A 25,216-nucleotide genomic window follows, 5' to 3' on the forward strand; every position below is an offset into this window, starting at 1 on the left:
GAGGGGTTGTGAAAAGCAACTACAATGGGTGGTAGTTCGGGATGGACAGAGGAGAGGCATGCCAACCAACCGCAGCTACCGGGACTCGTGCGGGATGGCCCGAGCCCTCGACGTCGTCGGTGAACGGTGGGCCCTGCTGGTCGTCCGGGAGCTACTCCTCGTGCCCCAGCGCTTCTCCGAGCTGCGTCACGCTCTCCCCAACGCCAGCTCCAATCTGCTCGCCGACCGCCTCCGGGAGCTCGAACACCACGGAGTGATCCACCGCCGCAAGCTGGCCACGGACTCGGGCCCGCAGGTCTACGACCTGACCGCATGGGGCAGGAAGCTGGAACCCATCGTCCTGGCCCTGTGCGATTGGGGCATCGACGCCCCCAACCCCCCAGAGCCGTCCTCCCTCAGCGCCACCTCGGTGCTGATCTTCCTGCGCGACCACGCCCGCCCCGACCCGGCGGCCCCGCCGTACGTCTGCCGCCTCGACCTCGACGGCTCGATCTGGACGGTCTCGGTGGACATAGGAAAGGTCCAGGTGGAGTACGGCGAGCCGCCCAAAGCCGACATCTCTCTCCGCACGACCCCCAAGACCCTCGGCAACCTGCTGGCCAACCCGGCCGAGCTCGACGCCGCACTCGCCGACGGAAGCGCGACCCTTGTCGGCGACCTTCAGACCCTCACCTGGCTTCTCAGCGGAGGTTGACGATCAAGGCAGTACGCCGATGGCGAGACTGTCCGCGTCAGCGATCTTCTCCGGCAGGGCCAGCTTCCTCGCCGTGCCGGTGCGGGCGTTGACCAGGTGGTACTCCCACCCGTCCCCGGTGGAGACCTCGAGGACCACTTCGTTGGAATTCCGCCAGCCGAAGAAGGACGGGGTGTCGTCCACTGACTTGATCTTCAGTGGTCGCGTGCTGAGCACCCTGCCGGTCTGGGCGTCCATGGTGGTGATGCCGTATCCGCCGTCGTCGGGAAGGTCGACCGTGAAGGCCAGCGTGCGACCGTCGGGAGAGAGCTGGCTCGCCGATTCCCAGAGGGCGAAGTCGATCTGGAAGCGCGTCCTGGGCTTGGCATAGCCCGGCCGGAACTCCATGACCTGGCTCACCACGGGGAAGCCCGGCACGTCGCCGGTCACGGCGCGGTTGGCGAGCATGGCGACTCCGGAGTCCGAGACTCCGATCGCGCAGCAGGCCAGCGGGATGTGGGTGGCCTGGCCGGTCTTCAGGTCGTAGAGCACGGACTCCGCCTTGACCTCGTCCTCGCCGGAGTCGGCGAGGACGTAGCGGCTGTTGGCGGAGAAGACCAGGCCGACGCCGCAGTCGCCGTGCTTGACCTTCCCCGAGATCTCGCGCGTGGTGCCCTTGCGGAGATCGCGCGTCACGAGGTTGCTCTTGGCATCCAGGTAGACGAGGTGCCTGCCGTCCGGTGACACGCTCAGGGCGCCGTCGTCGTCCGATGCCCGAGCCTGGTCGAAGGCCCAGGAACGGCCCGACTTGTCGATCAGCCTCCAGCCGGAGTCGCACTCGTCCTCGTCGCAGGAGTACGCGTATCGGATCGGCTCCGACAGCTTCTTCGGCAGGTGCTTGACCGACGCTTCATGCGTCTCCTCCGAGGGTTCCTCCTCTACCTCCGGCTGCTCGGCCAGCGCGGCGTGCTCCGTCGTCTCATAGGGCGGATCGGCTTTGCCGTACGAGGTAGTAAGCCAGAAGATCGAGCCCAGCAGCCCGGCGACCACGATGGCGGAGATGACTCCGCTCCTCACGGCCGGCCTCCCCACGGCAGCGGGTCCGGCGGGAGGGTGGCCGAGGGTGGACAGTTCGGCCATCGCTTCGCATAGCTGCTGCGGCGAGCCGTCGCGAGACAAGCTGAGGAGCAGGCGGCCGTATTCGGCTCGGCCTTCCTCGAGGTTCCAGCGGGCGGCGAAGACGGCGCGGGGGATTTCGTGCCAGATGTGGAAGCAAGCTACGGCCAGGGCGCGGCGGTCCGCATCGAGGGCCCACAAATTGCGCGGTAGCTCCCCATAGGCCGGGTCGGAGGGCGGCGGCCAGGATCCGTCGAGATAGTGGGCCAGGAGGAACTCGAAGAGCCGGTCGCGAGGATTGGCGCGCGACACCGTCGTCCAGCGCGTGCGGACGGCGCTCATGGCCGCGTCGGCCAGCTCGACTGCCTGGCCGTAGTTTCCAGTGAGGAGATAAGCCGTACCGGCTAACTCGGCGCGAATTTTCCCGTAAAACTCCAGAAAATCCCCCATACGCCGGAGGATAGCGATCGCTGACCCGTTGCCCCAGTGGAGGCGCAAACAAAAACGCCCCGGAGCACATGCGCTCCGAGGCGTTCTGACTGTTCGAGAGAGGTGGTCAGGGGCGGGGTCGAACCGCCGACCTACCGCTTTTCAGGTGATGGGAACACCTGATCGAATTGCTGATGCCCTACTCAAAGCGTCCGTGGACGTCCGGTGACATACTGCAGTGATCGTGGGGATTGTCAGGCAGTTCGTCAGGCGGACCGCCCGCGATCTTCGCGAGGCCCCCTCACCTATTGCCGCCTTCGGGGTTCGATGCCGAGGCCCCTTCATTAAGAGCCAATTGGAACTTGCGTTCTACAGCCAACGTATGCCCTTGTAACCTGCATCGGACCATCCATCAACGGCCCGCATGTTTGCGATCAGCTTCCGTCGTTGTCACCCAGATGCCCCATGCCTACCTCACCATCACCGGCGCGATCCCCGCGAAGTCGGCCACAGTCAAAGTCGCTACCTAAAGTTCCTGTTCTCGCCCTACTTGGTCATCAGGTCTCACGAGAGCTGACAAAGAGGGGGTTGGTTCGCCGCGACCTATGGGCCGCTATAGCGGACGATCCCGCACTGGACTAGCAAAAGGAGAAGGATTAGCACTGCGGCGCCGAGCCGGGCAATCCGCCTGGTGCGGTGCTCCCAGGGTCGTCGATTGTGAGCCTCAAGTCGCATTCTGCTTGCAAGCTCACCAAGCAAAGCCTCGTTCCCAACGTTCCTGACGACCTCGCACCACGCGGCATAGACACGCCGTGAGGCGAATATCTCGGCCCGCGCACCAAGCTCCGGGCTGTGACAATTCGTGCGCGCGGCGGCCAGCATCTCCGCGTAGAGTTGCGCACGCCGTTCGTTGATCTCTCTGCTGAATTCTAGGGATTGGCTGGTTCGGCTGCCGCGTTGTGACAGCCATACCGACATCAGGGCGATCACCCCGCTGACTCCCGACCCTACGAGGACGGTCACAGTGGGGTTGGCAAGAAGATCTGTCAGAACGGGATCCACGTGCGCCCTCCCGAGGTCTTAGGCCAAGGGATCTCGGTTTAATCATCGCTCGGTTTGTGACCCACACACAGGGTTCGGATCCCTGTTTGGAGTCTGGATCTTCGTCACCGACACCAGGGGCGCTTCTACCGGTCGTCGGCGTCGAAGCTGGTGGAGCGGATCGGCCGTCAGGCTAAGATCTTGTCGAATGTGACGCCGCATGTGCTGCGGCACATCTGAGGCGTCTATCGCCTCGCCCAACTCTCCTTCCAAAGACGAGCATGTGGTGAACGTGTTGTGGGAGGCGGTCCCAGTTGCGACTAAGCCGTCCCCCCTTCCTCCCTCTCTTGATGCTCCTCAGCGAGCTGCTGGAGTCTTTTGCGCTCCCTGCGCATCTCATCCAGACGTGAGAGCGCCAGGAGATAGATTTGCAGGTCATCACCCACGCGAGGCCACGTTTTCTTGCCGTTGTCATGATCACCCGAATGCAGGCTCTCCTTTTTGCACCGACCCCCAATAAGGCCCTGACGCTGATCGCACCGATCGCGCATTGCAATACCGCCTTCTAAAGAGACATAACAGGAACTATGGCGCCCCACTCATCAATGGCGTCCCCCTCGATTTGCGGCCAATGCTTCCGCAGACGTTCGATCTCTCGACGAAGGTCACGGATATGTTCCCTCCTGAGATCATTAAGATTGCCGCACTTTGCCAGAGAATCTCGCTCACCGCGCAGACTGCCGCGAAGGTCCCTGACTCGCATTTCGTCAACACACGGACCCTCAACCCGCAGACCTAGGATCGACTTCGCGGCTATGACAACAGTGGTGTGCGGATCCCCTTGACCATCAAGCCAGGAGACAAAGAGCTCGAGGTCGGCCCCCATATTCGGCCGATGGCTCCAAACTCGAATGGTGTCACGGATGGGCTTGTGCCATCCGTCCGATAAGAGGATTTCGACAATGCGATCCAGAGGAATAAGGCTAGAGGCCACGTTCATCATCTGATGTCTCTCGTCCGACATAGGCTCAGTCCTGAAAAATGATCTTTTTACAGTACTCACATGGGTCGTTATATCCCTTTCGCACCCATGTCTGACGTTTACAGTTAGGGCATGTCACCTTTACGTTTTCAGCCATAATGCATCCTTTGTCCGGTTCGAATTGAGTATTTGAACTCAAGTGGAGCCTCTTCTTCTCTCTCGCACAAGTCAAGAGTGGCCCCCGGGACCTGCATCTGAGTGGCGGTGTGGCGGAGGCTATGTCATCGCGGACAACACGACGAACCGGCTTATCTGGACAATCCGTTTCCCCCCGCCCACCGGGCAGGCCAAGGGCTACCAACGGGTGGACTTCGCCGACGCCTGGGCGCGCTACTGCCCCGACCCCGGCGGCCCCGCCATGACGGCCGAAACCGGCGTCGAAAACGGTGACGTACTGCCGTTCGCCAGGGGAAGCCGTACCGGCCGTACCAGCGTCGATTCCGCAGGTCAAAGCGGTACGGCTCACATCCCCGGTACGGCTTGAGCCGTACCACCAAAAAAGCCGTACCGGCTCTGACCAAGCAAAACAAGGCTGGTACGGCCGGTACGGCCACCCCCCTCAGACACAACCCCTGGCAAGGAGCACCGCACTCATGAGCCCCGCCATCACGATCACCGAAACCCCCAGCTCTACCGCGTCACCGACGCCATGCGCCTACTGCGCATGAGCCGAAGCCTGATCTATGAGCAGATCCGTTCAGGCCGCTTGCACACCGTCAAGCAAGGCCGCGCCCGCCTCATCACCGCCAACAGCATCCGCGACTACATCGCCCTCTTGGAGAAGGAAGCAGAGGAAGCAGCCTGATGACCAAGCGACGCAGCAGAGGAGACGGCGGGCTGCGCTGGAGTGAGAGTCTCCAGCGCTGGATCGTAGAGACCACCACCGGATACACCCAGCAGGCAAGCGCATCGTCCGGACCGCGAGCGGCAAGACCAAGACCGAGGCGCTGAAGAAGCTCAAGGAGAACCAGCGCGACCATGACGACGGCCTTGCCGCCGCGACAAGCGGTTACACCGTGGCCGAAGCGGTCAACTACTAGTACTACAGTCTGATTTTGTTATGTCTGAGCCAGCGTCTCCAGTAATGGCTACTTCTGCCGCGGGCTTGGTGTTCTCGGCGCCGGGTTGACCAAGCCAAGGCGAAGTCGATCGGTCGGGTGATGGCCGTGGTCAGGTGTGCCAGGAGACGCCGGATCTCCGCGGGTGTGAGGCGGACCAGGCCGCTTGGGCTTTTGGGGCGTGAGCTGCGGTGACGGCCAGGTAAGCATGGGCGAGCAGGGCAAGGGTGATGTGGCGGTGCCAGGCGTCGAAGCGACGGACCTGGTAGTGGTCCAGGCCGGTCTCGTTCTTGGCTGCCTGGAAACACTCCTCGATCGCCCAGCGGGCTCCGGCCACGCGGATCAGTTCCTCCAGCGGCGTTCCGGACGGTCCATGGCACAGGTAGTAGGCGATTTCCAACTCGCCCTTGGCATTGGGAATCAGCGAGCGCCGGGCCAATAGCCAGCGTTGATAGCCGGGCTCGGTCTCGAAATGCACGGTGGCCAGCGCCCAGTCATACAGCCGGGGACCTTTGGCGCCCTGCCCGCACGACAGGCGCTTCCACGCCTCGGGCGGCGCGCCGGCGACCAGTGTGTCGGCCCGCTTGTCCCCCTCGCGCAGGCTCATCGCAACGATCTGGTTCTTAGGAACGGCCACCACGTAGCTCACTCCGCGTTGCTCCAGGAAACGCCGGAATTTGGAGTCCATGCCATAGGCCTCATCAGCAGTCGCCCATGACGCCGGCACACCTGCCTCCAACGCCTGGGCGAGCATCTGCTGGGCCAGCGCCGGTTTGGTAGCGAAATCCACCTCATCCGGGATACCAGCCTCCCGACAGCGAGGCCGATCCTCCACCCAGGACTTCGGCAGGTACAGCGCCGCGTCGATCAACGTCCGGCCCAAAGGGGAGGCGTAGGCAAGAAACACCCCGAGCTGGCAGTTCTCCGTCCGGCCCGCCGTCCCGGAGTACTGCCGCTGCACCCCGGCGGACTTGGTGCCCTTCTTGAGGAACCCGGTCTCATCCACGATCAGCACCGCGTCGCGGTGACCGAGGTTCTCCACCACATAGGCCCGCAGATCCGCCCGCACCTGGCCGGCATCCCACCGGGCATGGTTCAACAGACGCTGCATCCGATCCGGGGCGACATCCCCAGCAGCCTCGGCCAACTGCCAGCCGGTCTTCCGCTCCACCGGCGCCAACAACCCCATCACATAGGCACGAGCCTGCCTGCGCGGTTCCACCCGACCAAACCGGGCCGCCACCCGTCCGAACAGTGCATCCAGACCCGCCACCCACGTCTGCAAGTCGCTCGACGTCACCTCATCAGCCATGACTCCAATCTAAATCACGAAGTATGACTGTAGTACTAGCACGACGTGTTCGCCAGGAGCGGGAAGGCCCCGGCGACCGTCAAGACGAACCGGGGCTACATCGACAACCACATCATTCCGGGGCTGGGCAGAGCGAAGGTCCGGGACCTGACCGTCGAAGACGTCGAGAAGTGGCTGATCGCCCGCACCGGTACGTTGAGCACGCGGTCACTCCAGATCCTCCACTCGATCCTGAACCGATCGATCAAGAAGGCTCAGGCGCGCGACAAGGTCAAGCGCAACGTCGTCATGCTGGCCGAGATCCCCGAGGGACGCGATGGCCGCCCGTCCAAGTCGCTGACGCTGGACGAAGCCGAAGCCGTCCTTAACGCGGCCCCCGGCTACGCCCTGGAGGCGTACGTTGTGCTCTCGATCCTCACCGGAGCACGCACCGAGGAGTTGCGAGCGTTGACCTGGGAACACGTGGACTTGGAAGGTCAGCCTGCAGCGCTCGGGAAGCCCTTGGTGCCACCGTCCATCAAGGTCTGGAGATCTGACCGGACGGGAGGCGACACCAAGACCGTGAAGTCACGTCGGACGCTCGCCATGCCGCTTCGCTGCGTGGACGCTCTGAAGGCGCACAAAGAGCGCCAGGACGTCGCGAGAGAGAAGGCCGGAGAGAAGTGGCGCGAGCACGGTCTGGTGTTCTGCACCCGCACCGGCAGACCCCTGGGAGCCGACAACGTCAAGCGCGACATCCGGCCTATCTTCAAGAAGGCCGGGTTGGTCCCCAAGGACTGGACACCCCGCGAGCTGAGGCACACGTTCGTCTCGCTGCTATCAGAGTCCGGGGTGGCGATAGAGAACATCTCCCGCCTGGTCGGCCACAAGGGCACGGCAGTTACGGAGTTGGTCTATCGCAAGCAGCTCAGGCCCGTCATGGAAGACGGCGCGACCGCGATGGATCTCATCTTTCCGCAGGCCCGCGAAGAGCTGTAGTCAGGCAATTAGTCAGGCAGACAGCAAAAGGCCCCGCATCCATAACTAGGATCGGGGTCTTTTCGCAGCTTAAGAAAGTGGTCAGGGGCGGGGTCGAACCGCCGACCTACCGCTTTTCAGGCGGTCGCTCGTACCAACTGAGCTACCTGACCGAAGCGGTCCTGACGGGACTTGAACCCGCGACCTCCACCTTGACAGGGTGGCGAGCACTCCAAACTGCTCTACAGGACCTTGCTTGCTTGACCCTTTCGGGCCTCGCTTAGCTTACCAGTCTTTCGGAGGTCTTCGACCAGCCGTTTTCCTCGTAAGCCGTGCCCCCAACGGGATTCGAACCCGTGCCGCCGCCTTGAAAGGGCGGTGTCCTAGGCCGCTAGACGATGGGGGCTCAGGATTCACATCCTGTTCCTGACGTCTTCCGTCGGAGACCTCTGAAGCATAGGGGACGATTGCCCCTCATGCCAAAGTGGCGATCCAGCGTTCGGCGTCGTCGTGCCTGAGACCGATCCCGTTGGCGACGGGCTGTCCGTTGGCTCTGGAGAAATCATACGGCCAGGGTCCGGTTCCACGTGACGCTGGATGTACACGGACTGCTCCCCGAGCCCGCCGAGCGTGATGTCGTCCCAGGCCTGGAGGCGATGGGTCGCCTTGTCGAAATACAGCACGGACGCCTGCACGGGCGTGGGCTCCGCGTGTTCGAGGGCGCGCATCCCCGCCCCGCCCGTCGATCCCTGGACCAGCACGCGGGTCCCCGAGGGCAGCACGGTGGTGGAGCGTTTGTGGGCGTGTCCCGCCAGGACCATGGGCGCCTTTCCGGAGAAACCACGCGCGATGATGTCGTCGTGCACGGCGACGAGGTCGACGGCGGGCATCCGGGCGGCGTGTTCCTGCCCGAAGGCGAGCAGGCGGGCGGGGTCCGATTCGACCGCCACCGCCTTGTCCGGGGTGAAGCGGGGGTCGCCGACGCCGTAGATGCGCAGGCCGGCGACGCTGGCCAGCGAGGAGTCGAGCACGACGGCGTTCTTCTGCCTGGCGACCGCCCGCTGCGTGGTCATGGAGTCGTGGTTGCCGCGGACGAAGACGTACGGCACGCCGAGCTTGCCGATCTCCTCCACGATCGCGTTCTCCGCCTTGGTGCCATGGTCGGAGATGTCGCCCGTGTCGACGATCGCGTCGACCTTGAACTGGTCCTTCATCGACCGGATGACGTTCCAGGCGATCGGGTTGAGATGGATGTCGGAGACGTGGAGCACCTTGATGGAGTTCGGGTCCGCGTCGTACACAGGGAGGTCCGAGACCGTGTCGTACAGCTTGGAGACGTTTGTCACCAGCTTGGCGAGCTGCGCGCGGTACGTCTCGAAGCGCGTGACGATCGACTGGGCGCTGCCGACGAGCGAGGGCGCTGCTGCGATGAGTCCTGAATAGCGTGGTTCCATCAGCGAGCTCGGGCGGAACGTCAGCGCCGCCGCCGCGCCGGTGCCCGCGAGGGCCACGGCGGCCGCCAGAAGCCCCACGAGCGCCGTTGTCGGGCGCCTGAAGACGATCAGCACCGCGACGAGCGCGCCGGCCGCAGCGCAGAGCAGCGAGCGGATGACGAGCTCCACGATGGCGCCGCGCAGGTCGCGCTCGATGATCCCCGGCAGCCGGTCGGACAGGCGCGGGTCCTCGATCAGCTTCTTGGCCTGCTCCTGGTCGATGTTCTCCAGCGTGATCGCGAGCCGCAGCGGCGCGTCGTGGCTGCTGAAGCGCAGCGTGCCCAGCGGGTGCGCGTCGACGACCGTCTCGCCGGTCCAGGCGGGCCTGAGCGACAGTCCTGCCTCTACCGGACCGATGTTGGCGGTCACGGTGCCACTCAGGACGATGCCCAGCCATGCGCCGATCGCCGCGACGAAAAGTACCGCAGCGAGCCTTCCCCACCTGTTAACGAAATTCATGCTGTTACATGCTTACCTGACGAACAGGGCAGAATGGCAAGCGTGATCGAGGTCTCGCGGCAGAAGTTCGAGGAACTCGTGGCCGAGGCATTGGACACGATTCCTCCAGAGCTGACGGCCCAGATGAAGAACGTGGTCGTCGAGGTCGTCGACGACCCACCAGAGCCCAACCTGCTCGGCCTGTACACCGGCATCCCCCTCACCGAGCGCGGCGACTGGTACTCGGCAGTCCTGCCCGACCGCATCGAGATCTACCGCAATCCGATTTGCGAGATCTGTGACACCGAGGACGACGTGATCGACGAGGTGCAGATCACGGTCGTGCACGAGATCGCCCACCACTTCGGCATCGACGATGATCGGCTGCACGAGCTCGGCTGGTAACAGCATGTCGGCAGATTTCGACATTGCCGATTACACTTTGCAAGGGGTTGGCTGCTTTCGGTTGCGGACTGGCATGTAGTCAGGCACCTTAGGTGACATAGCGAACACTCTGAGTCAGGCGCAGCGGAGTCCTATGGGGGCGAGGCTTCCGGGGCGGCACCGACGTGCCACCGAGAAACAAGCGACATATGGCGAGGTCATCGCCATCAAGGAGTTCCGCGCGCTCTGGTACGGGCAGGGGTTCTCGCTGCTCGGCGACCAGCTCGCCCAGGTGGCGCTCGCCGTACTCGTCTATCACCGCACGCACTCCCCGCTGGCCACGGCCGCTGTTTACGCGTTGACGTATCTGCCGCCGATCCTCGGCGGGCCATTGCTCGCGGGCCTCGCCGACAGGTTCGCGCGGCGCCGCGTCATGATCGTGTGCGATGTGCTCCGCGCGGTGCTGGTCGCCGGCATGGCGCTGCCCTGGACGCCGTTCCCGGTGCTCTGCGTGCTCGTCTTCTTCGTGGTGCTGCTCAGTGCGCCGTTCTCGGCTGCGCGTGCGGCTCTGCTGCCCGAGGTTCTCGAAGGAGACCGCTACGTCGCGGGCTCCGCACTGCAGAATATGACCAACCAGGCCGTTCAGATGCTCGGGTTCGCTGCTGGCGGAGCGCTGATCGCGGGGCTCGGGCCGTACCGCGCGCTGGCCCTGGACGCGGCCACTTTCCTGGCCTCCGCCCTCATCCTGGTCTCAGGGGTACGGCGGCGCCCGTCGGCTGCCCGCGGGGACGGCAAGCCGTCGATGTGGAAGATGACCAGGGCGGGCGCGGGGCTCGTCTTCGGCGACCGGAAACTCCGTACCCTGGTGCTTTTCGCCTGGTTGTGCGGCTTCTACGTGCTGCCTGAAGGTATCGCCGTGCCGTACGCCGCAAAGCTCTCGGACGGGACGATGCCGGTCGCGGTGATCACCGGTCTGCTCATGGCGGCGATGCCGACGGGGACCGTCCTGGGCGCGTTCCTGTTCAGCAGGTTTGTCACACCTTCTGGACGGCTGCGCAACATGGGATGGATGGCGATGCTCAGTTGCGCCCCTCTTGTCGGGTGCGCCATGAAACCGTCACTGGGCGTTGTGCTGGCATTGTGGGTGTTGTCCGGCATCGGCGGCGCCTACCAGCTGGCGGCCAACGCGGCCTTCGTGCAGTGTGTTCCGGCGGAGCGCCGGGGTCAGGCGTTCGGGCTCGTGCAGTCGGGGCTGATGGCGGTGCAGGGCATCGGCATCCTGATCGGCGGGCTCGCCACCGAGCACCTCGGCCCGGAGCCTGTCGTCGCACTCGCCGGCGTCATGGGAGTGACGTCGGCCGCGGTGCTCGCCATGCTCTGGACCGAGTCTCGCGGGGAACTGGCCGCCAGGGCGCAGCAGGCCCAGGCCACCGCCTGATCACTGCTGCGGCTTGTGCTCGTCCGTGTTGCCCTGCCACGGGCTCTGGCTCTGGCTCTGCTGCTTGTTCATCAGGTCCTGCACGATCGAGGCGTCCTTGCCCTCTTCGGGGAGCAGGAGCCAGCCGATCGCGTAGACCGCGATGCCGGCGCCACCGAACAGGGTCGCGATGGCCAGGCCGACGCGGATGATGTTCGCATCGATGCCGACATACTCCCCCACACCGGAGCACACACCGGCGATGATCCTGCCGCGCTGGGTCCGACGAAGCTGCTTGCTGCTGAATTCGCTCATGTCCTCAGACTGCCCGATGCGTCCCCGTTCGCACATCGGGATTCCCCCTGGTAGAACCCTGGTAGCCCCTTACGCTCTCCGCTGAGAGGATCGTGCACATGGACGACTTGCTTCGCATCGACGACAGACTCGACGGCGACCAGCGGCTGATCAGGGACACCGTCAAATCGTTCGTGGACGACCGCATCCTTCCTTACGTGGGCGACTGGTTCGAAGAAGCCGTCTTCCCAGCTCGCGAGCTTGCTCCGGTTCTGGGGGAGCTTGGCCTGCTGGGCATGCATCTGTCCGGGTACGGCTGCGCCGGAACGGACGCGACGTCGTACGGCGTGGCCTGCCGGGAGCTCGAAGCCGGCGATTCCGGCCTGCGGTCGTTCGTCTCGGTTCAGGGTTCCCTGGCCATGTTCCCGATCTGGAAGTACGGGTCGGAGGAGCAGAAGTCCGAATGGCTGCCGCAGATGGCCGCAGGTCAGGCGATCGGCTGCTTCGGCCTGACAGAACCGGACCACGGCTCCGACCCCTCCGGGATGCGGACATACGCCAAGAAGGACGGATCCGACTGGATCCTCAACGGCGCCAAGATGTGGATCACCAACGGCTCGATCGCCGACGTCGCCGTCGTGTGGGCGCAGACCGACGAGGGCATCCGCGGCTTCGTCGTCCCGACCACCACGCCCGGCTTCTCCGCCCCTGAGATCCACAAGAAGCTGTCCCTTAGGGCATCGGTGACCTCTTCCCTCTACTTCGACGACGTACGGCTGCCAGGCTCCGCCGTACTGCCTGAGGTTGTGGGCCTTCGCGGGCCGCTGTCGTGCCTGTCCGAGGCCCGGTTCGGCATCCTGTGGGGCGTTGTGGGCGCGGCCCGCGCGTGCCTGGAGGCGGCGGTGTCCTACGCGCAGAGCCGAGTGCAGTTCGGGAAGCCTATTGGCGGGTTCCAGCTGACTCAGGAGAAGATCGCTTGGATGTACGTGGGGTTGGCGCAGGCGTCACTCACTGCTCTGCATCTGGGATCATTGAAGGACGCTGGGGTGCTTCGGCCGCAGCAGGTGAGCTTCGGGAAGCTGGCCAACGTGCGGGCGGCGCTGGACATCGCGCGCGAGGCACGGTCGGTGCTCGGGGGGAACGGGATCACGCTGGAGTATCCGGTGATCAGGCACATGACGAACCTGGAGTCGGTGTTGACGTATGAGGGGACGCAGGAGATCCACCTGCTGACACTCGGGAAGGCGCTGACCGGGCTCGACGCGTTCAGATAGGCACAGTACGTTATCGTCGCGTAGTGCGCGGTACTCTCGGTACCCTGCATGATGCGAGGGGCGTTAGCTCAATTGGCAGAGCTGCGGACTTTTAATCCGTAGGTTCCGGGTTCGAGCCCCGGGCGCCCTACCACCCAAAACCCCATCTGACCTGGGCTTTCTCGATTTTCATCTTTCTTCTGACAGACGAAAATGGCCGAGTCGGTGCTCGGAAAGTGCTCTTGGGCACGCGCCAGGGCGCGGCGTGGCCCATCGCGCGGGCGGGTGTGGGGCGCGTCAAACGCCGATCGCAAAGCCAGACCCTACGGAAGCCCATCGGAAGGGGTGCGGCGGAAGGTGGGCGGGGGTAGGTCGCGCCAGGCGCGCTCCCCGGCTCGGTCACGCAGGCGCAAAGCCGCTCGCGGCCGGATGGTGCCCGATTTATCGACAATGCCCGACTCTGCGCCTGCCGAAAACTCCATCCATGCAGTTCAAGCCGCATGTGCATACTCGTGGAGGATTCCTCCGAGCCGGTCTCGTCGGCGGATGTTCAGGTCGATAATTCGCGCTGGATCAGTGATCGGATCCGGGGCGGTACGCAGCGGGGCTGCCTGGGCCAGACCCTGGTGAGCTCGGTGCTCGTTGTAGAACCGTTCATACTCACCCAGGGCGTGGCGTAGATGGCGTTCGTTCCAGATCAGGCAGCGGTTCAGGAGCTCGTGGCGGCAGGACTGCACCCACCGCTCCATGATCGAATTCATTCGTGGCATTCGGATACCGGTGAGCACCGTCTGAATGCCGGCCTCAGCGAGAATCTCCTCCATGAGGGCGGGGAACTTGCCATCCCGGTCTCGGATCAGATATCGCGCCCGGCAGCCCGCATCTTCTAAATCCATCACGAGGTTCTTCATCGCCTGGGTGACCCAGGCGGTGGTTGGGTGGGCGGTGGTGCCGAGTATGCGGATGCGCCGGGTGGCGTGCTCGATGACGGCCAGGATGTACTGGCGCTGCCCGTTGAGGGTGACGGTTTCGATGAAGTCGCAGGCCAGGAGTGCGTCGGCTTGCGAGCGCAGGAAGTCGGCCCACGTGGTGGACGTCCGCTCGGAAGCCGGGTCAAGACCTTCCTGCTGGAGGATCTCCCAGACCGTGGACGCGGCGACCTTGAGGCCGAGCGTCGTCAGCTCGCCATGCACCCGCCGATAGCCCCAGGACGGGTTCTCCCGGACCAGGCGCAGAATGAGGATGCGGATGGAGCGGACGGTCGGCGGGCGGCCAAGCCGCTTCGGACGACAGGTACGGGCGTGCCGCTGCCTCACCAGATCGCGGTGCCAGCGCAGGACGGTATCCGGCCGGACGACAAGCCGCAGCCGGCGCAGGGCCTCGCGGGGCAGCGAGGTCAGAAGAGCGGCCAGCAAGACGCGGTCCTCGGGGGCGAATCTCACTCTGGCGTCGGCGCCGAGTTGCCGTTGCAGGACCGTCACCTGGTGACGCAGAGCGAGAATCTCGACATCCTTGTCCCGGTCGCCCATCGGCAGCAATCGCAGCGCGGCGAAAGCGTTCGTGATGGTCAGATAGGCCAGGCGAAGGAGCATGACCGATCATCATGCCGCACGTGGATTCCCCCCTGTCAGATGGAGTCCGCCCACGCCGCCCGGAGCTCTACAAGGCCATGACCTGGCCGGATGACATTTTCGGCAGGCGCAGTGCTGGCCCGGCCAGGCTAGGTACCGGGCCAGCGCCCCCACCGCCCCTGCGGAACACCCGCCAACCTTCGACGCTGTCCTCGTTGTTGCAGGTCACAGCGTTTCCGTACAAGTTTCGGGCACTGCGGCGAGCCCCGCCGATAGCCGCTCACAGCTCGTTTGGAAGCGTCTGGCGCACCAGCAGAGCCACCTCCTGGAGCACCTGCGCACGCGTGCGCCCACTCGCAGCGGCCAGACGGCGGACCAACACTAAGGCCATCGCCCGGCGTCACCGTCACCCCGCAGATCCAGCACACTGCACCCTCGCTCATCGGTGCACGTTCGACCCGGCCCGGATGATCACCGGTCACCAGGCCAGCTTCACCACCACCATGGGACAACCGGCATATCAGTCTTACCCTCCGACATGGCGGCTTGTTTTCGCAGGTCACAGCGTTTTCGGACAACTTCCGGGCAACGACCTTCACCCGTACTTGCCGTTGACCAACGTCGCCAAGCAGCCCCGCCCACCCTGAGAGGAGAACGGACCAGGGCACGCTTCGGGAGGTGGCCGGTATGCCGAGCCGCAAGGACGAACTGGCCAAACGCCGCTTGGCCAAGCTCGTCGACCAGATGCGGGCGATGATGAGCGCCTGTCTCAAGCCGGAATACCACGGCTTCTACGGACAGCTCGTGCTCAACCGCGAAGCCGTCACCGACCTCGGCCAGCTGGCCGAAGTACGGAAAGCGGCTCGAGCAGCCGGACGCCAGCTCGGCTGGCGGGTACGCACCCACGCCGCCGACAACGGCACCCTGCTCATCCTCGACGACCGCGCAGCTCCTCAGGAGATCCGGGAACTGGCAGCCCGCCGCCCCGGCCCAGCCGTCCGACACCCCCAGTCCGACGATCACCGCGCTCAGGTGGACGGCCCTGCACACCTTCACCGGTCACCACAAGGAGCAACCCGGCGAGGCGCTGTTCACCCCCGATGGCAAGACCGTGATCACCAGCCGCTATCGCGGCGGTGGCATGCTCGCGTCCTGGGACGTGCGCACCGGCGAACGGCTGCGCCTCTTCGGCGACGCCGAACTCGGCGCCAGCAACCTGTCCCTCGATCCGGACGGGACCAGGGTGGTCACCAACGGCGTGACCTGGTCTTCGCTGTGGAACCCGGCGACCGGCGCCCTGATCAAGAGGCTGGGGGGCCACGACATCCCCTGGGCCACGAAATTCAGCCCGGACGGCTCGGTGCTGGTCACCACCGGTAAGGGCGAGCCCGTCCTGCTGTGGACCGCGGGCGGCAAACTGCTGGCGAAGCTGAAGGGGCACACCGGCATCGTCTGGAACCCCGCCTTCAGCGCCGACTCCACCCTGCTCATCACGCCCAGCGAGGATCGTACGGCCCGGTTGTGGGACGTACGCGAACGCAAGCTCCTGCACACCCTCAAGGGTCACCTGGACATCGTCACCGACGCCTCGATCAGCCATGACGGCAAGCTCGCGGCCACGTCCAGCCGCGACGGCACCACCCGGCTGTGGGACACCGGCACCGGCGAGCTGGTGGCCGAGCTGGAGGGCGAGGCCTACAACGTCGCCTTCCGGCCCGCCGACCCCGCGGTCCTGGCCACCACCGACATCGGCGGGCCGTTCCGGTACTGGAACCCGGCCTCGCCCGGACAGCCAACAGAGCTGCCCGACCAGGGCCGGCTCAACGCCCTGACCTTCTCCGCTGACGGCTCACTCCTGGCCACCTGCGCCGAGAGCGGCGAGATCTACCTGTGGGACGGTGCTACAGGGGCTGCGGCCGCGACGCTTACCGGCCACACCGACGCGGTGCGGTTCGCGGCCTTCAACCGCGACGGCACCGCGCTGGTCTCCTGCGCGGAGGACGGCACGGCGCGCGTCTGGCAACTCACGCGGTAGGCACGTCCGCGCCAGGCGTGCGCTGGCACGGCGTGGCCGCTTGGCCACCCGGTACGAGATCGCGCGGATGCTAGCAATGCAAGGCCAGTACGGCACGGCCGAGCCGGGCAGGGGTGGACGGATCGCCGCACCCTGCTGAAGCACGCCGCGCCTGGCCCGTGAGTCCGGCTTCAGTGTGCGCCGCTTGGACCTGCTAACCGCAGCCGCCCGCATCGTGATGGCGTTCGTGTGGCCGAAGGTGGCCGCATGAAAATCTCCGATGGGTGCGTATCTCGTGTGAAGCTGAGTCATGAACGGATTGGTGCGCTTCAGAACCCGCGACGGCAGGTACCTCAGCGGCGGTTCCGCCACGGCGGTGGGGGGCGGACTCCGTGCTGTGCAGGGCATTCCGTCCACGTCCCAGACGTTCGCGTTCTCGGCGGGAACCGGCCAACCGGCGCTGACCGACGGCGGCCCGATTGCCGTGGCAGTCTGCGGATCGGACTGGGCCCCCACGTTGAATCGCTGGACGATCATCTCCCACCCCGAACGCATTCCCCCATCAATCCAGCGGATCGCCTTCGGCGGCCCGAACACCGACGTGTGGGTCGAGAACTGGGCTCCTTACCCGCCACCGACCTGGCACCCGCGGTACCAGGCCCTCTTTACGGTTCGGGTCAGCGGTGGCGAGATCTCCATTCTCGTGTCGGACCGGCAGGAGTGGTTCTTCCGTGTTGCCGACGACGGCTTCCTGGTGGCCGACGGGTTGGCGCCGTTCCAGGCCGACACCGCGTTCACTGTGGAGTTCGGACCTTTCGAGTGTGCGGCGGTGACCGGCCACGTGCTCGACGCCACCTCCCAGCAGCCGCTCGCCGGTGCCGCAGTCGTCATCGATGGAGGGTTCACCGGGACGAGCGACTCGAGCGGGTGCTTCAGCCTCGTCAACGCCGCAGGCTCTACATGCGTGGCGGCGGGCGCCCGCGTCCTGACCGCCACTGAGGAACGCCACCGAACCAAGCACGAGACGATCGCCGTCCCGTCCACGGGCATCGCGACCAGGCAGATCCTGCTCGAGTGCCGGGAGATAAGGGGCATCGTGACCGACGAGGCCGGCATCGGCCAGTCAGACTTCTCCGTCACCCTCATCGGGCCCGGCGCGAACGACCCGCCGGAGTCTTATCCGCCGGACCCGAACACAGGCGAGTTCATCTTCAGGTGCGTCCGCCAGGGCACCTACATCCTCAGCTACCCGGGCGCGAAGGATGAGAGCCGTCAAGTCGGCGAAGACGGTGTCTCCGACGTCCACCTCAGGGTGGCGACGTCGTCGGTCACCGGCTACGTCTCGAACACCAACACGGGTGATCGCCTGGCAGGTGCGTCCGTGCGGGTGGTCGGCCCGCCGCCCGTGCCGCCGCCCGCCGTCACGCAGTCATCCCCGGATCTTGGCCGATACCTCATCAGCGGTGTACCCAGCGGGAACCAGCGGCTGCGGGCGGAGCGGTCGGGGTTTTCGCCGGCCGAGGTCATCGCCGCCGTACCGGTCGCGGGCACGGCGAACCAGGACATCCAACTGACTCCCGTGAGCGCACCGGCCACGTCGGCCGTCTTCAACACCGGCGTCGATCAGAACCGGGCGATCCTTCCGGGCGGAGCCGCCGACCCGCATTGGCAAGTGGTCGGTGGCCCGGGGATCACCTCTCCGCGGGCCGCCGTCGTGGTGACCAACCCCCATCCTTCCGGGCAGTACTACACCCCAACCGACTCGGCCTGGATCTGGGTGACCGCGGACGGCTCTGGCCCGATCAACCAGAGCTTCACCTTCCGTCTCGAGTTCGACCTGACATCCGTCAGCACAATGACGCGGATCAGCGGCGGCTGGGGGTGCGACAACTTCGGGTCCATCAAGCTCAACAACCTGACACCAGCGGGTACGGGTATCACCTCAGTTGCAGGCGAAGCGTTGGGAAACTTCAACATGATGAGTTTCTTCACGATCACCAGCCCGTTCAAGGTTGGTCGCAACACCTTGGAGGTCGTCGTGACGGACGTTGGCAATCCCGGTGGTCTGAACGTGTCGAAGCTCCTGCTCACGCGCTAGATCGCTACGTCCTCGCGGCCGCGGCCAGGAGACCAGCGAGCTCGGGTGCGTCTCGATGACCCGGCCCCGCTGGTCGTAGAGTCCACCAGTGCTGGTCTGGGCGGGTTCGGCCGTGATCCCGAGCGTGGCGGCGGCGGGCAAGATCACGCCCCACATGCCCTGCTCGGGCAGCTCGGCAACCAGCCGCCCCTGCTCATCGTGCACCTGCCAGCCGTCTGCTCCGAGGTCACGCAACGAGCCCACCCGGCGGCCGCCGTCCAACAGCAGGTACTGCGCAACGTACAGGTGAGCCAAGTGCAGGTCAGGGTCGACTCCTCCCCCGCCCAGGGCGTTCGCGAGCGACGCGGCGCCCATGCTCGACAGCGACGGCGGAGGTCGCAGTGGGGGTGACGGTAATACGCCGCTTGCCGTCGCGACGCCGCGGCGAGCTGCGGCAGGTCGTCAGGGCCGTCGGGTTGATCATGCACCTGGTCGGACGGACGCTCAGCTGCAGTCTGGTGGGCCGCCCCGACTGGGACCGTGTCAGGGAGGCGCTCGACAGGAGTTTCGCCGCCCTCTGTGGCAGTCGCTGCCGAGGTGGTGGTGAAGGGTCTCGATGGCGGGGCCAGGGACGGGCGTGTGGTCGGGCTGCTGGGTGAGCAGGCCAGCCACGTCCAGCCCTCCGGCGTGGGCGGCGCGGCGTAGCGCGGTCTGCTGCCGCCATCAGTCGAAGCTGCGGCCGTCCTCGCGCAGCAGCACCAGCTCGCCCGCGGTGCGGTCGGCCAGCAGCGGCCGCAGCAGGTTCATCGCTTCGGCGGCGAGCGGGACCAGGATGGTCTTGCCGCCCTTGAGCCGGAAGCTCATCACCCAGTGCCCGGCCGAGCGCCGGATCCGGCCGACGGTCAGACTCTCGAGTTCTCCGGCGCGCAGCCCGACCGTGGCCAGCAGCACCACTGTGGCGGCGTCGACCGGGTAGCGCGGGGCGATCGCCTGTGCGCCGCGCAGCAGCGCGGCGGCCTCGCCCAGGTTCAGCGCGGGGGTGGTGCCGGCCTTGCCGACCTCGGGCGGCTCGACGAACTGGGCAGGACTGTAGGTGATCACCCGACGGCGTACGGCGTAGCCGTACAAGGATTTCAGCGTGGACAGGTGCCGAGCCAGGGTGGCGGCGCCCAGCACCCGGCCGCCGCGGGTCAGCTGGGCCGCCCGCTCGCTGCCGGTGCCGAGCTCGTCGAGGTAGGCGACCACCACGTCCTCATCCACCTGCCACAGCCCAGCCCCGGGCGCGGTGGCCGCGAGCCAGCGCACGAACATGACCAGGTCGGCCAGCCGGCCCCGGCGGGTGGCGGCGGTCTTGCCCGCCCGCAGCCAGGCCGCCACCGTCGGCCAGCTGGCTCGCTGGCCGACTTCCGGGTCGTCGTCGGTGCGGGGCAGCGCGTCGATCAGGTCGACGTGCGCGCCGGGCACCTCGCCGCCGTCCCGGTACCGGCGGCGCGGCCGCAGCACGGCGATGTCACCGACCGAGTCCACCAGCGGCCGGGGCGGCGGCGGATCCTGCCCGCCCAGCCCGCCTGGCCCGCCGAGCACCAGACCGGCCCCCGCTCCCCCGGATGCGGTCGCCGGGGTGCTGGTGGGCGTCGCCGCCCCGGCCTGGGAGCCTGGCGCGCGCCTATGTGCGGGGCCGGGCGGCAGCACCGCGGTGGGGATGAGGGCGACACGCTCGTCCGCAGGCTCGCTCCCGGTCATGACTGGGTCCTGTCTTGCTCATGGGCTGCGGTGAGTGGGGGCGCCTGGTGCTCCTGCAGCATCCGGGCGGCTGCCGGGCCGCCCACCGGCGCGGCGGCACCAAGCACAGCGGCGTGCAACCGCCAGCGCCGCCACGGCGGCGATGGCCCGCCGGGCAGCGGATACAGGTCGGTGCGGGCCACCACGGCCAGCAGCATGCGAAGCGAGAGGCCCTCGCACACGGTCAGCGACAGCAGCGCACACCGGTGATGCAGTCCGGCATCGGTGACGAGCTCGCCGTCGGTGATGACCAAGGCGCACGGCGAGAGTACTAGGCCGCATACCTGGCACAGCCACTGCTGCTGGCAGCGCAGCAGTCGCCGGCCGTGGATCTGCGTCCAGTACGGCACGCCGTCCAGCACCGGCGTGATCCACGGCAGCGGCAACCCGTACAGCCGGGGCCGCGGCCAGCCCGCCGGGCAGGGGTCGAGGCCGGTGGCCTGCTCGGCCGCGTCCTGCCGCCGCCAGACCTCGCTGGGCGGCAATCCTGTCTGCGTGGCGGCCTCGCGCGGGCTTCCCGCGCCCGCCGCTCACGCTCCCTGTCCCTGTGGCCCGGCGGAAGTGTCGCCGGGTGCTTCGTCCTGGACCATGTCGGGGCGAGGTGGTCCAGCGCGGCGAGCTGGGCGCGGCTGCACTCCAGGAGCTCGGCCAGGTCGTCCACCAGCGGCGGCCAGTCCGAGGTGTCGGGGGCGATGGCCTCAGGTGACAGGTTCCCGGCCAGCACGCTGAGCCGGGTGCCGTAGTGGTGCGGGCCAACCACCGCCAGCCACCCGGCGCACAACCGCATGGGGTGGGCGGTGTCGGGCTGGTCTAGGTGGCAAGACATCCGGCGCGCGTCGGTCAGCTGTTCGACTTTGGCCAGGTTGTAGGCGCCGCCTCTGGTGTCGCCGCGGCTGGCCGCGCGAAGGAGCGCCATGTCCTCATCGGAGATGAGAGTCAGGTCGGCGTCGCGCCGCCACAGGCACACTCGCACCGCGCTCGCGCACGGCCGGGACCGATACTCGTCGCCGCTCGTGCCCCGTCCGGCAGCCGCATGCGGGTCGTCGTCACCCGTTTGCGCCGTATCGCCCTGATCGGGCGCTGCGTCCGGTTCGCTTGGGCCGGGTCGCGCGGCGCGGTCGTCGCGCGCCGTGGTGCTCCGCAGGGGCGTCGCCGTCGCGGGTCCCATCGGGTGCGCCGGGGGCGTGCTGGGCCATGCCCGCCACGATATCTCACACAAACTGAATTATGTGAGATCCTAAAATGCACCCCTATAAGCGTATCCGATCCGTTCAGCACGGATCGGATACGCGTCTACTAGATTCTCACATGATTATTAAGACAACGGGTGGCTCCAAGAGGCGAAACTCCGATGGGACAAGTAGGGAGATCCCTTTTTATCCCATCTCAGAGATTGTCGACACACGCTCGATTTGATGTAAGATGTGGACACCTCATGCCTGACTACCTGCACAGATGGACCTCGATGCCAATTGGCTTCACTCAACGCGAGACCATTCCCTACAAGGTGCTCGACGAGTAAAAGCTGAGCTAAATACAAAAGCTCAGACGCCATTCAAGCAGTCGCGAAGCAGAGACGACGAATAAGGAACCATCCACCATGCGGCCCAGGCCGTTAATGCGACAGTTTCTAGGTTAGTTCACCCGCCATGCCAGCCTTCTTAACCAGTCGTCCCCAACGAGGAGACCGATCGAAATGTCGAGCTATCGATCCCCCGCCGGGAACCTGGCCGTTCGAACCCCAGATGCTCCTGCGCCCATAGCCACGCGGTGCGCTGCAAGGCCCTGTCGCCTTATCCTCATCGAGATCCCTTGGCCCCAGGGCCACGTTCCGGTCTGGCGACCTGCCTGATCTGGCTCATCAACATCTCGTATGCGCCGATGAGTGCCAGACTCGGCCACCCAGCAATTACACGGCCGATCAGAGTCGGCTCAGCGACCGCGATATTCGCGCCCAGACTGGCTAGACAGCTGATCATGAGCGTGACCCAGGGCAGGACGCCCCCGCGCGAGCCGTAGCGGCTGGCCAGGAGTAGCGACATGGACGCGGTGACGATCGTGCCGTCTACCGCCAGAGGGATGAGGGCTGCAGCCAACTCGTCTTCGCCGTGCATGAGGGCGAGTTCGTGCATATGCCGGAAGGATACGACTGCGGCGATCACCGCCAACAAGAGCGCGCTTGCCGTGGCGGTTCGCCGGATCCAGACTTCGAACGTCGCGGGGCCCTGGGGCTCATCGATCGCCACCGGGTGAGCGTGTGGGTCGTCCAGACCATTCGCAGGCATCCTGTCACCAGCTCTGCGGCGTGGGCCGCGCAGGAACCTGGGGACCACACGCCATGCGTGCATCCGCACAACCTGCAGGTCAACGAACATGCTGCCATACCCCGGGAGAGCATATGACCAGCGTAATCCCCTACCCCCATGTTCTGGGGGTCAAGGGGTCGCGGGTTCAAATCCTGTCGTCCCGACGGTTGTGAACAGGGCGTCATCCATCGTGATGACGCCCTGTCTCGTTGGTGAGTGACTACCGGGCGAAGATCTCATCCACCACCCCAGCTCCCCCGAACAGAACCGGGCGGATCTGCTTGCGGTTGACCGACCCCGTCACGGCGGTCCCGCTGTGGCCGGCGAGCCTTGCGATCTCTTCCAGCGGCACGCCGGAGTCGGAGAGCAGCGAGACGAAGCTGTGCCGCGACTCCCTCGGCGTCCAGTAGTAGGGCGCGAGCCCGGCGTCTTTGACGATCAGCCGGAACGCTCGCCTGACGTTGTGCGCGTCGAGCGGCGTGCCGACGAGCGAGGCGAAGACGAGGCCGTGATCCTTCCAGTTCTTCCCCGCCTTCTCCTTGTCGCGCTCCTGCTGCGTTCGGTGCGTGATGAGCGCGGGACCGGCGCGAGCGCTTCGTCTCGTGTCACCTCCTGCCCGCGCCGAGCACCACACGGTGATCCGCCTACGCTGAGGTGCGTCTAGTTCAGTGCTGGCCACTCTTAGTGGCTGAAATCGACCTGCCACGTCGTCGCAGCTCATACGTAGTGCGTGAATTCTGAGGCGGTACAGGCGCTGCGCCCGCCGACGGGTGCGGGCGTGCGGCTCGAACTCCTGCTGGTGTACGCGTCGACCCGATCGATCGAGAGAGTTGGGCAGGAGCAGTCAGGTCAATGAACTGGTCCGACCCCGCGATCAACGCCTCACCCGGCTGTGCGTGAGGATCGCAGTTGTCCACTCCAGCAGCAGTCCATAGACACACCTCAGGTGTTCTGACCTGGTGGGGCGAAAGGAGACGACCGCTATGGCTGGGAGGCTTGCGATTGCCACCAACAGCACGGGGATCAAGGCGAGTGCCACGATCAGCACGCGCGATGACCCGAGATGCGAAATTCCCGAGAGCTGAACAGGTGCAGCCATCATGATCCCTTCCGAGGGTGGCCGGACCGCCCGGCATGTGATTCACGATGGTCGCGCTCGGGCTGTTGCGGGAGATGGCACAAGCCGTTGCGGAAACCTGGCAACAGGCCAAGGGATCATGCCAGAGTAGGTCATGGCCACCAAGAGGCGACCCGTTGACGCTCTGGCCCCGCTTTCCAAGGACCTCCCGTCAGAGGTGCGACAGCTGGCTGAGTTTCTTCGCGAGTGCTTCGCTGACCTGGATCAATCCCTCCGAAGCTACTCGCGCGAGCGGAATTGGGACGCTGGCGCCGTGTCGCGGTTTCTGAGCGGCGAACGAATCCCTCCCTGGGACTTTGTTTCTCCGTTCCTTGATGATGTTGCTGAGCGACGCGATCGACCGATGTCCTCCTCTGAACTCCAGCGGGCCCAGGACCTGCGCATGGAGGCATTGCGGGTCAGCAACGCCCTGCTGCACGAAGCGGAGAGCCTTCGAGGGAAGTTGGGCGCTGCCGAAACCGAGAAGGCTCAAGCAGAGGAACGTCTCACTGCCCTTCTTGATCTCATCGCGGCCCGGCGAGGAGAGATGGGCGAGGTCCGGAAACAGACGCTGGCCATCGAGAGCTCATGGAGCGGCCGCTCGATCACCGCGCGCGGGGGGCAAGAGCTTGAGGTTTACCAGAGCCAACGGCAAACACTTGCCTATACGCAGGGAGAACTCGAAGCGGAGATCGAACAGCTGAAGGCGGACTTGGATGAGGCTCGTGCGGCAAAGGAGATAGTTGAGCAAAAGTGCCGCGACCTGGAAGCCGCTCTCATAGAAGCGCGCAGGCGGGTGGCTGTGATCGGCGGCCTCGTCGGCCGCCCGGACTTCGAACTGCCCTCCGGCATCATGGCGTATGTGGATGACCGACGAAGCCGTTGGGGCGGGGTTATCGGCATCTGCCTGGTGCCCGCGATAATCTATGGTCTTCCGGCCTACTTGGGCTTCATGTATCAACTGCTCCCCGCAACTGGAACGCTCCTGCGGAGCTTCACCCTTGGCGCCTTGGCCATTCCGATCTGGTTCGCCTACGGAATCAAACGCCTCGAGCGTGCCGGGCTATCCAAAGGAGTCCATCTCCTCGGCGCTACACTCGCAACATCCGCCATCTTCCTCGCTGGGACTTTGATCCCCATCTGGCGCTGATGTTCGAACCCAGTAGCCGTTCCTCCGAACCGGCCGGCTCCTGTGTTGCTCGAGTATTGGGTTAGGCGGACTGAGCTGCTGTGGCGGTATTCGTTGATCATGCCGGTGACCACGGGGTGGCGTTCATCCTTGGCGTTCGCGGCAGTGTGATGACCTCACGAACCGCCCCTGCTCCACTGTCCACGCTCCGGTTGGCGCGCGGTCACTCCTGCCAGATGCAGTCTCCGACTACCTTCAACCACCAGGAAGTCGCACGTGATGATCGCGTGTGGCTCTCCCACACCGTGGAAGC

22 protein-coding genes and 4 tRNA genes are annotated in these 25,216 nt (G+C 65.8%); 13 read left to right on the top strand and 13 right to left on the bottom strand.

What is annotated here, in order from left to right:
• The first annotated feature begins 58 nt into the window (after window positions 1-58).
• Window positions 59-694, top strand: a complete 636-nt coding sequence (locus ACIBG8_RS42750) for a winged helix-turn-helix transcriptional regulator (RefSeq protein WP_397348979.1) — start codon at window positions 59-61, stop codon at window positions 692-694.
• Between the two features lie 3 nt (window positions 695-697).
• On the opposite strand, the gene ACIBG8_RS42755 is transcribed toward ACIBG8_RS42750, so the two are convergent.
• The gene (locus tag ACIBG8_RS42755) at window positions 698-2,239 is read right to left on the bottom strand and encodes a hypothetical protein (protein ID WP_397348980.1); all 1,542 of its coding nucleotides are present in this window, start codon (window positions 2,237-2,239) and stop codon (window positions 698-700) included.
• Window positions 2,240-4,605: 2,366 nt separating this feature from the next.
• Between ACIBG8_RS42755 and ACIBG8_RS42760 the strand changes: the two genes are divergently transcribed.
• Window positions 4,606-4,785 carry a hypothetical protein gene (locus tag ACIBG8_RS42760; RefSeq protein ID WP_397348981.1) on the top strand — a complete coding sequence of 60 codons (180 nt, stop codon included), beginning with the start codon at window positions 4,606-4,608 and terminating at the stop codon, window positions 4,783-4,785.
• Between the two features lie 48 nt (window positions 4,786-4,833).
• On the top strand, window positions 4,834-5,106 hold the full coding sequence (locus tag ACIBG8_RS42765; RefSeq protein WP_397349736.1) for a helix-turn-helix domain-containing protein: 273 nt from the start codon (window positions 4,834-4,836) through the stop codon (window positions 5,104-5,106).
• Between the two features lie 365 nt (window positions 5,107-5,471).
• On the opposite strand, the gene ACIBG8_RS42770 is transcribed toward ACIBG8_RS42765, so the two are convergent.
• Entirely contained in the window at window positions 5,472-6,671 is a 1,200-nt protein-coding gene (locus ACIBG8_RS42770; protein ID WP_397348982.1) for an IS701 family transposase, read from the bottom strand.
• Window positions 6,672-6,716: 45 nt separating this feature from the next.
• On the opposite strand from ACIBG8_RS42770, the gene xerC reads away from it, so the two are divergent.
• Window positions 6,717-7,649 carry a tyrosine recombinase XerC gene (xerC, locus tag ACIBG8_RS42775; RefSeq protein ID WP_397348983.1) on the top strand — a complete coding sequence of 311 codons (933 nt, stop codon included), beginning with the start codon at window positions 6,717-6,719 and terminating at the stop codon, window positions 7,647-7,649.
• A gap of 78 nt (window positions 7,650-7,727) precedes the next feature.
• Here the strand turns inward: xerC and ACIBG8_RS42780 are convergent.
• The 4 genes from ACIBG8_RS42780 to ACIBG8_RS42795 form a co-directional block, all read right to left on the bottom strand.
• Window positions 7,728-7,801 (bottom strand) — tRNA-Phe (locus ACIBG8_RS42780).
• Window positions 7,802-7,805: 4 nt separating this feature from the next.
• A tRNA-Asp gene (locus ACIBG8_RS42785) sits at window positions 7,806-7,880 on the bottom strand.
• An 81-nt stretch (window positions 7,881-7,961) separates the two neighbouring features.
• Window positions 7,962-8,034, bottom strand: a tRNA-Glu gene (locus tag ACIBG8_RS42790).
• Between the two features lie 7 nt (window positions 8,035-8,041).
• Window positions 8,042-9,580, bottom strand: coding sequence for a metallophosphoesterase (locus ACIBG8_RS42795; protein WP_397348984.1), 1,539 nt, complete (start codon window positions 9,578-9,580; stop codon window positions 8,042-8,044).
• A 33-nt stretch (window positions 9,581-9,613) separates the two neighbouring features.
• Here ACIBG8_RS42795 and ACIBG8_RS42800 point away from each other — a divergent pair, with 33 nt between their 5' ends.
• The gene (locus ACIBG8_RS42800; RefSeq protein WP_397348985.1) at window positions 9,614-9,964 is read left to right on the top strand and encodes a metallopeptidase family protein; all 351 of its coding nucleotides are present in this window, start codon (window positions 9,614-9,616) and stop codon (window positions 9,962-9,964) included.
• Between the two features lie 133 nt (window positions 9,965-10,097).
• Entirely contained in the window at window positions 10,098-11,381 is a 1,284-nt protein-coding gene (locus ACIBG8_RS42805) for an MFS transporter (RefSeq protein ID WP_397348986.1), read from the top strand.
• Here ACIBG8_RS42805 and ACIBG8_RS42810 read toward each other — a convergent pair whose 3' ends face one another.
• Window positions 11,382-11,675: a PspC domain-containing protein gene (locus ACIBG8_RS42810; protein ID WP_397348987.1), complete on the bottom strand. Its 294-nt coding sequence runs from the start codon at window positions 11,673-11,675 to the stop codon at window positions 11,382-11,384.
• 98 nt (window positions 11,676-11,773) lie between these two features.
• Between ACIBG8_RS42810 and ACIBG8_RS42815 the strand changes: the two genes are divergently transcribed.
• Both ACIBG8_RS42815 and ACIBG8_RS42820 read left to right on the top strand, forming a co-directional pair.
• Window positions 11,774-12,928 carry an acyl-CoA dehydrogenase family protein gene (locus tag ACIBG8_RS42815; RefSeq protein WP_397348988.1) on the top strand — a complete coding sequence of 385 codons (1,155 nt, stop codon included), beginning with the start codon at window positions 11,774-11,776 and terminating at the stop codon, window positions 12,926-12,928.
• A 57-nt stretch (window positions 12,929-12,985) separates the two neighbouring features.
• Window positions 12,986-13,061: transfer RNA gene (locus tag ACIBG8_RS42820), tRNA-Lys, on the top strand.
• Window positions 13,062-13,398: 337 nt separating this feature from the next.
• Here the strand turns inward: ACIBG8_RS42820 and ACIBG8_RS42825 are convergent.
• Window positions 13,399-14,499, bottom strand: coding sequence for an integrase core domain-containing protein (locus ACIBG8_RS42825; protein ID WP_397348989.1), 1,101 nt, complete (start codon window positions 14,497-14,499; stop codon window positions 13,399-13,401).
• A 471-nt stretch (window positions 14,500-14,970) separates the two neighbouring features.
• Complete coding sequence (locus ACIBG8_RS42830) at window positions 14,971-15,501, bottom strand: hypothetical protein (protein WP_397348990.1); 531 nt, start codon at window positions 15,499-15,501, stop codon at window positions 14,971-14,973.
• Window positions 15,502-15,589: 88 nt separating this feature from the next.
• On the opposite strand from ACIBG8_RS42830, the gene ACIBG8_RS42835 reads away from it, so the two are divergent.
• The 4 genes from ACIBG8_RS42835 (at window position 15,590) to ACIBG8_RS42850 (ending at window position 19,274) form a co-directional block, all read left to right on the top strand.
• On the top strand, window positions 15,590-16,513 hold the full coding sequence (locus tag ACIBG8_RS42835; protein ID WP_397348991.1) for a WD40 repeat domain-containing protein: 924 nt from the start codon (window positions 15,590-15,592) through the stop codon (window positions 16,511-16,513).
• A gap of 289 nt (window positions 16,514-16,802) precedes the next feature.
• Entirely contained in the window at window positions 16,803-18,590 is a 1,788-nt protein-coding gene (locus ACIBG8_RS42840; RefSeq protein WP_397348992.1) for a carboxypeptidase regulatory-like domain-containing protein, read from the top strand.
• 45 nt (window positions 18,591-18,635) lie between these two features.
• Window positions 18,636-18,980, top strand: a complete 345-nt coding sequence (locus ACIBG8_RS42845; protein WP_397348993.1) for a hypothetical protein — start codon at window positions 18,636-18,638, stop codon at window positions 18,978-18,980.
• Window positions 18,981-19,148: 168 nt separating this feature from the next.
• The gene (locus ACIBG8_RS42850) at window positions 19,149-19,274 is read left to right on the top strand and encodes a hypothetical protein (RefSeq protein ID WP_397348994.1); all 126 of its coding nucleotides are present in this window, start codon (window positions 19,149-19,151) and stop codon (window positions 19,272-19,274) included.
• A gap of 18 nt (window positions 19,275-19,292) precedes the next feature.
• Here ACIBG8_RS42850 and ACIBG8_RS42855 read toward each other — a convergent pair whose 3' ends face one another.
• The 4 genes from ACIBG8_RS42855 to ACIBG8_RS42870 all read right to left on the bottom strand — a co-directional run bounded on the left by ACIBG8_RS42855 (window position 19,293) and on the right by ACIBG8_RS42870 (window position 23,291).
• Window positions 19,293-20,312, bottom strand: coding sequence for a tyrosine-type recombinase/integrase (locus ACIBG8_RS42855; protein WP_397348995.1), 1,020 nt, complete (start codon window positions 20,310-20,312; stop codon window positions 19,293-19,295).
• Window positions 20,309-20,836: a hypothetical protein gene (locus tag ACIBG8_RS42860; RefSeq protein WP_397348996.1), complete on the bottom strand. Its 528-nt coding sequence runs from the start codon at window positions 20,834-20,836 to the stop codon at window positions 20,309-20,311. The genes ACIBG8_RS42855 and ACIBG8_RS42860 overlap by 4 nt, the downstream gene beginning before the upstream one ends.
• 1,314 nt (window positions 20,837-22,150) lie before the next feature.
• Complete coding sequence (locus ACIBG8_RS42865; RefSeq protein ID WP_397348997.1) at window positions 22,151-22,597, bottom strand: DUF2637 domain-containing protein; 447 nt, start codon at window positions 22,595-22,597, stop codon at window positions 22,151-22,153.
• A 280-nt stretch (window positions 22,598-22,877) separates the two neighbouring features.
• The gene (locus tag ACIBG8_RS42870) at window positions 22,878-23,291 is read right to left on the bottom strand and encodes a tyrosine-type recombinase/integrase (RefSeq protein ID WP_397348998.1); all 414 of its coding nucleotides are present in this window, start codon (window positions 23,289-23,291) and stop codon (window positions 22,878-22,880) included.
• Window positions 23,292-24,048: 757 nt separating this feature from the next.
• Between ACIBG8_RS42870 and ACIBG8_RS42875 the strand changes: the two genes are divergently transcribed.
• Window positions 24,049-24,924: a hypothetical protein gene (locus ACIBG8_RS42875; protein WP_397348999.1), complete on the top strand. Its 876-nt coding sequence runs from the start codon at window positions 24,049-24,051 to the stop codon at window positions 24,922-24,924.
• Window positions 24,925-25,216 lie beyond the last annotated feature (292 nt).

The sequence above is a fragment of the Nonomuraea sp. NPDC050556 genome, assembly GCF_044457355.1.
In the GTDB taxonomy this organism is placed as follows: domain Bacteria; phylum Actinomycetota; class Actinomycetes; order Streptosporangiales; family Streptosporangiaceae; genus Nonomuraea.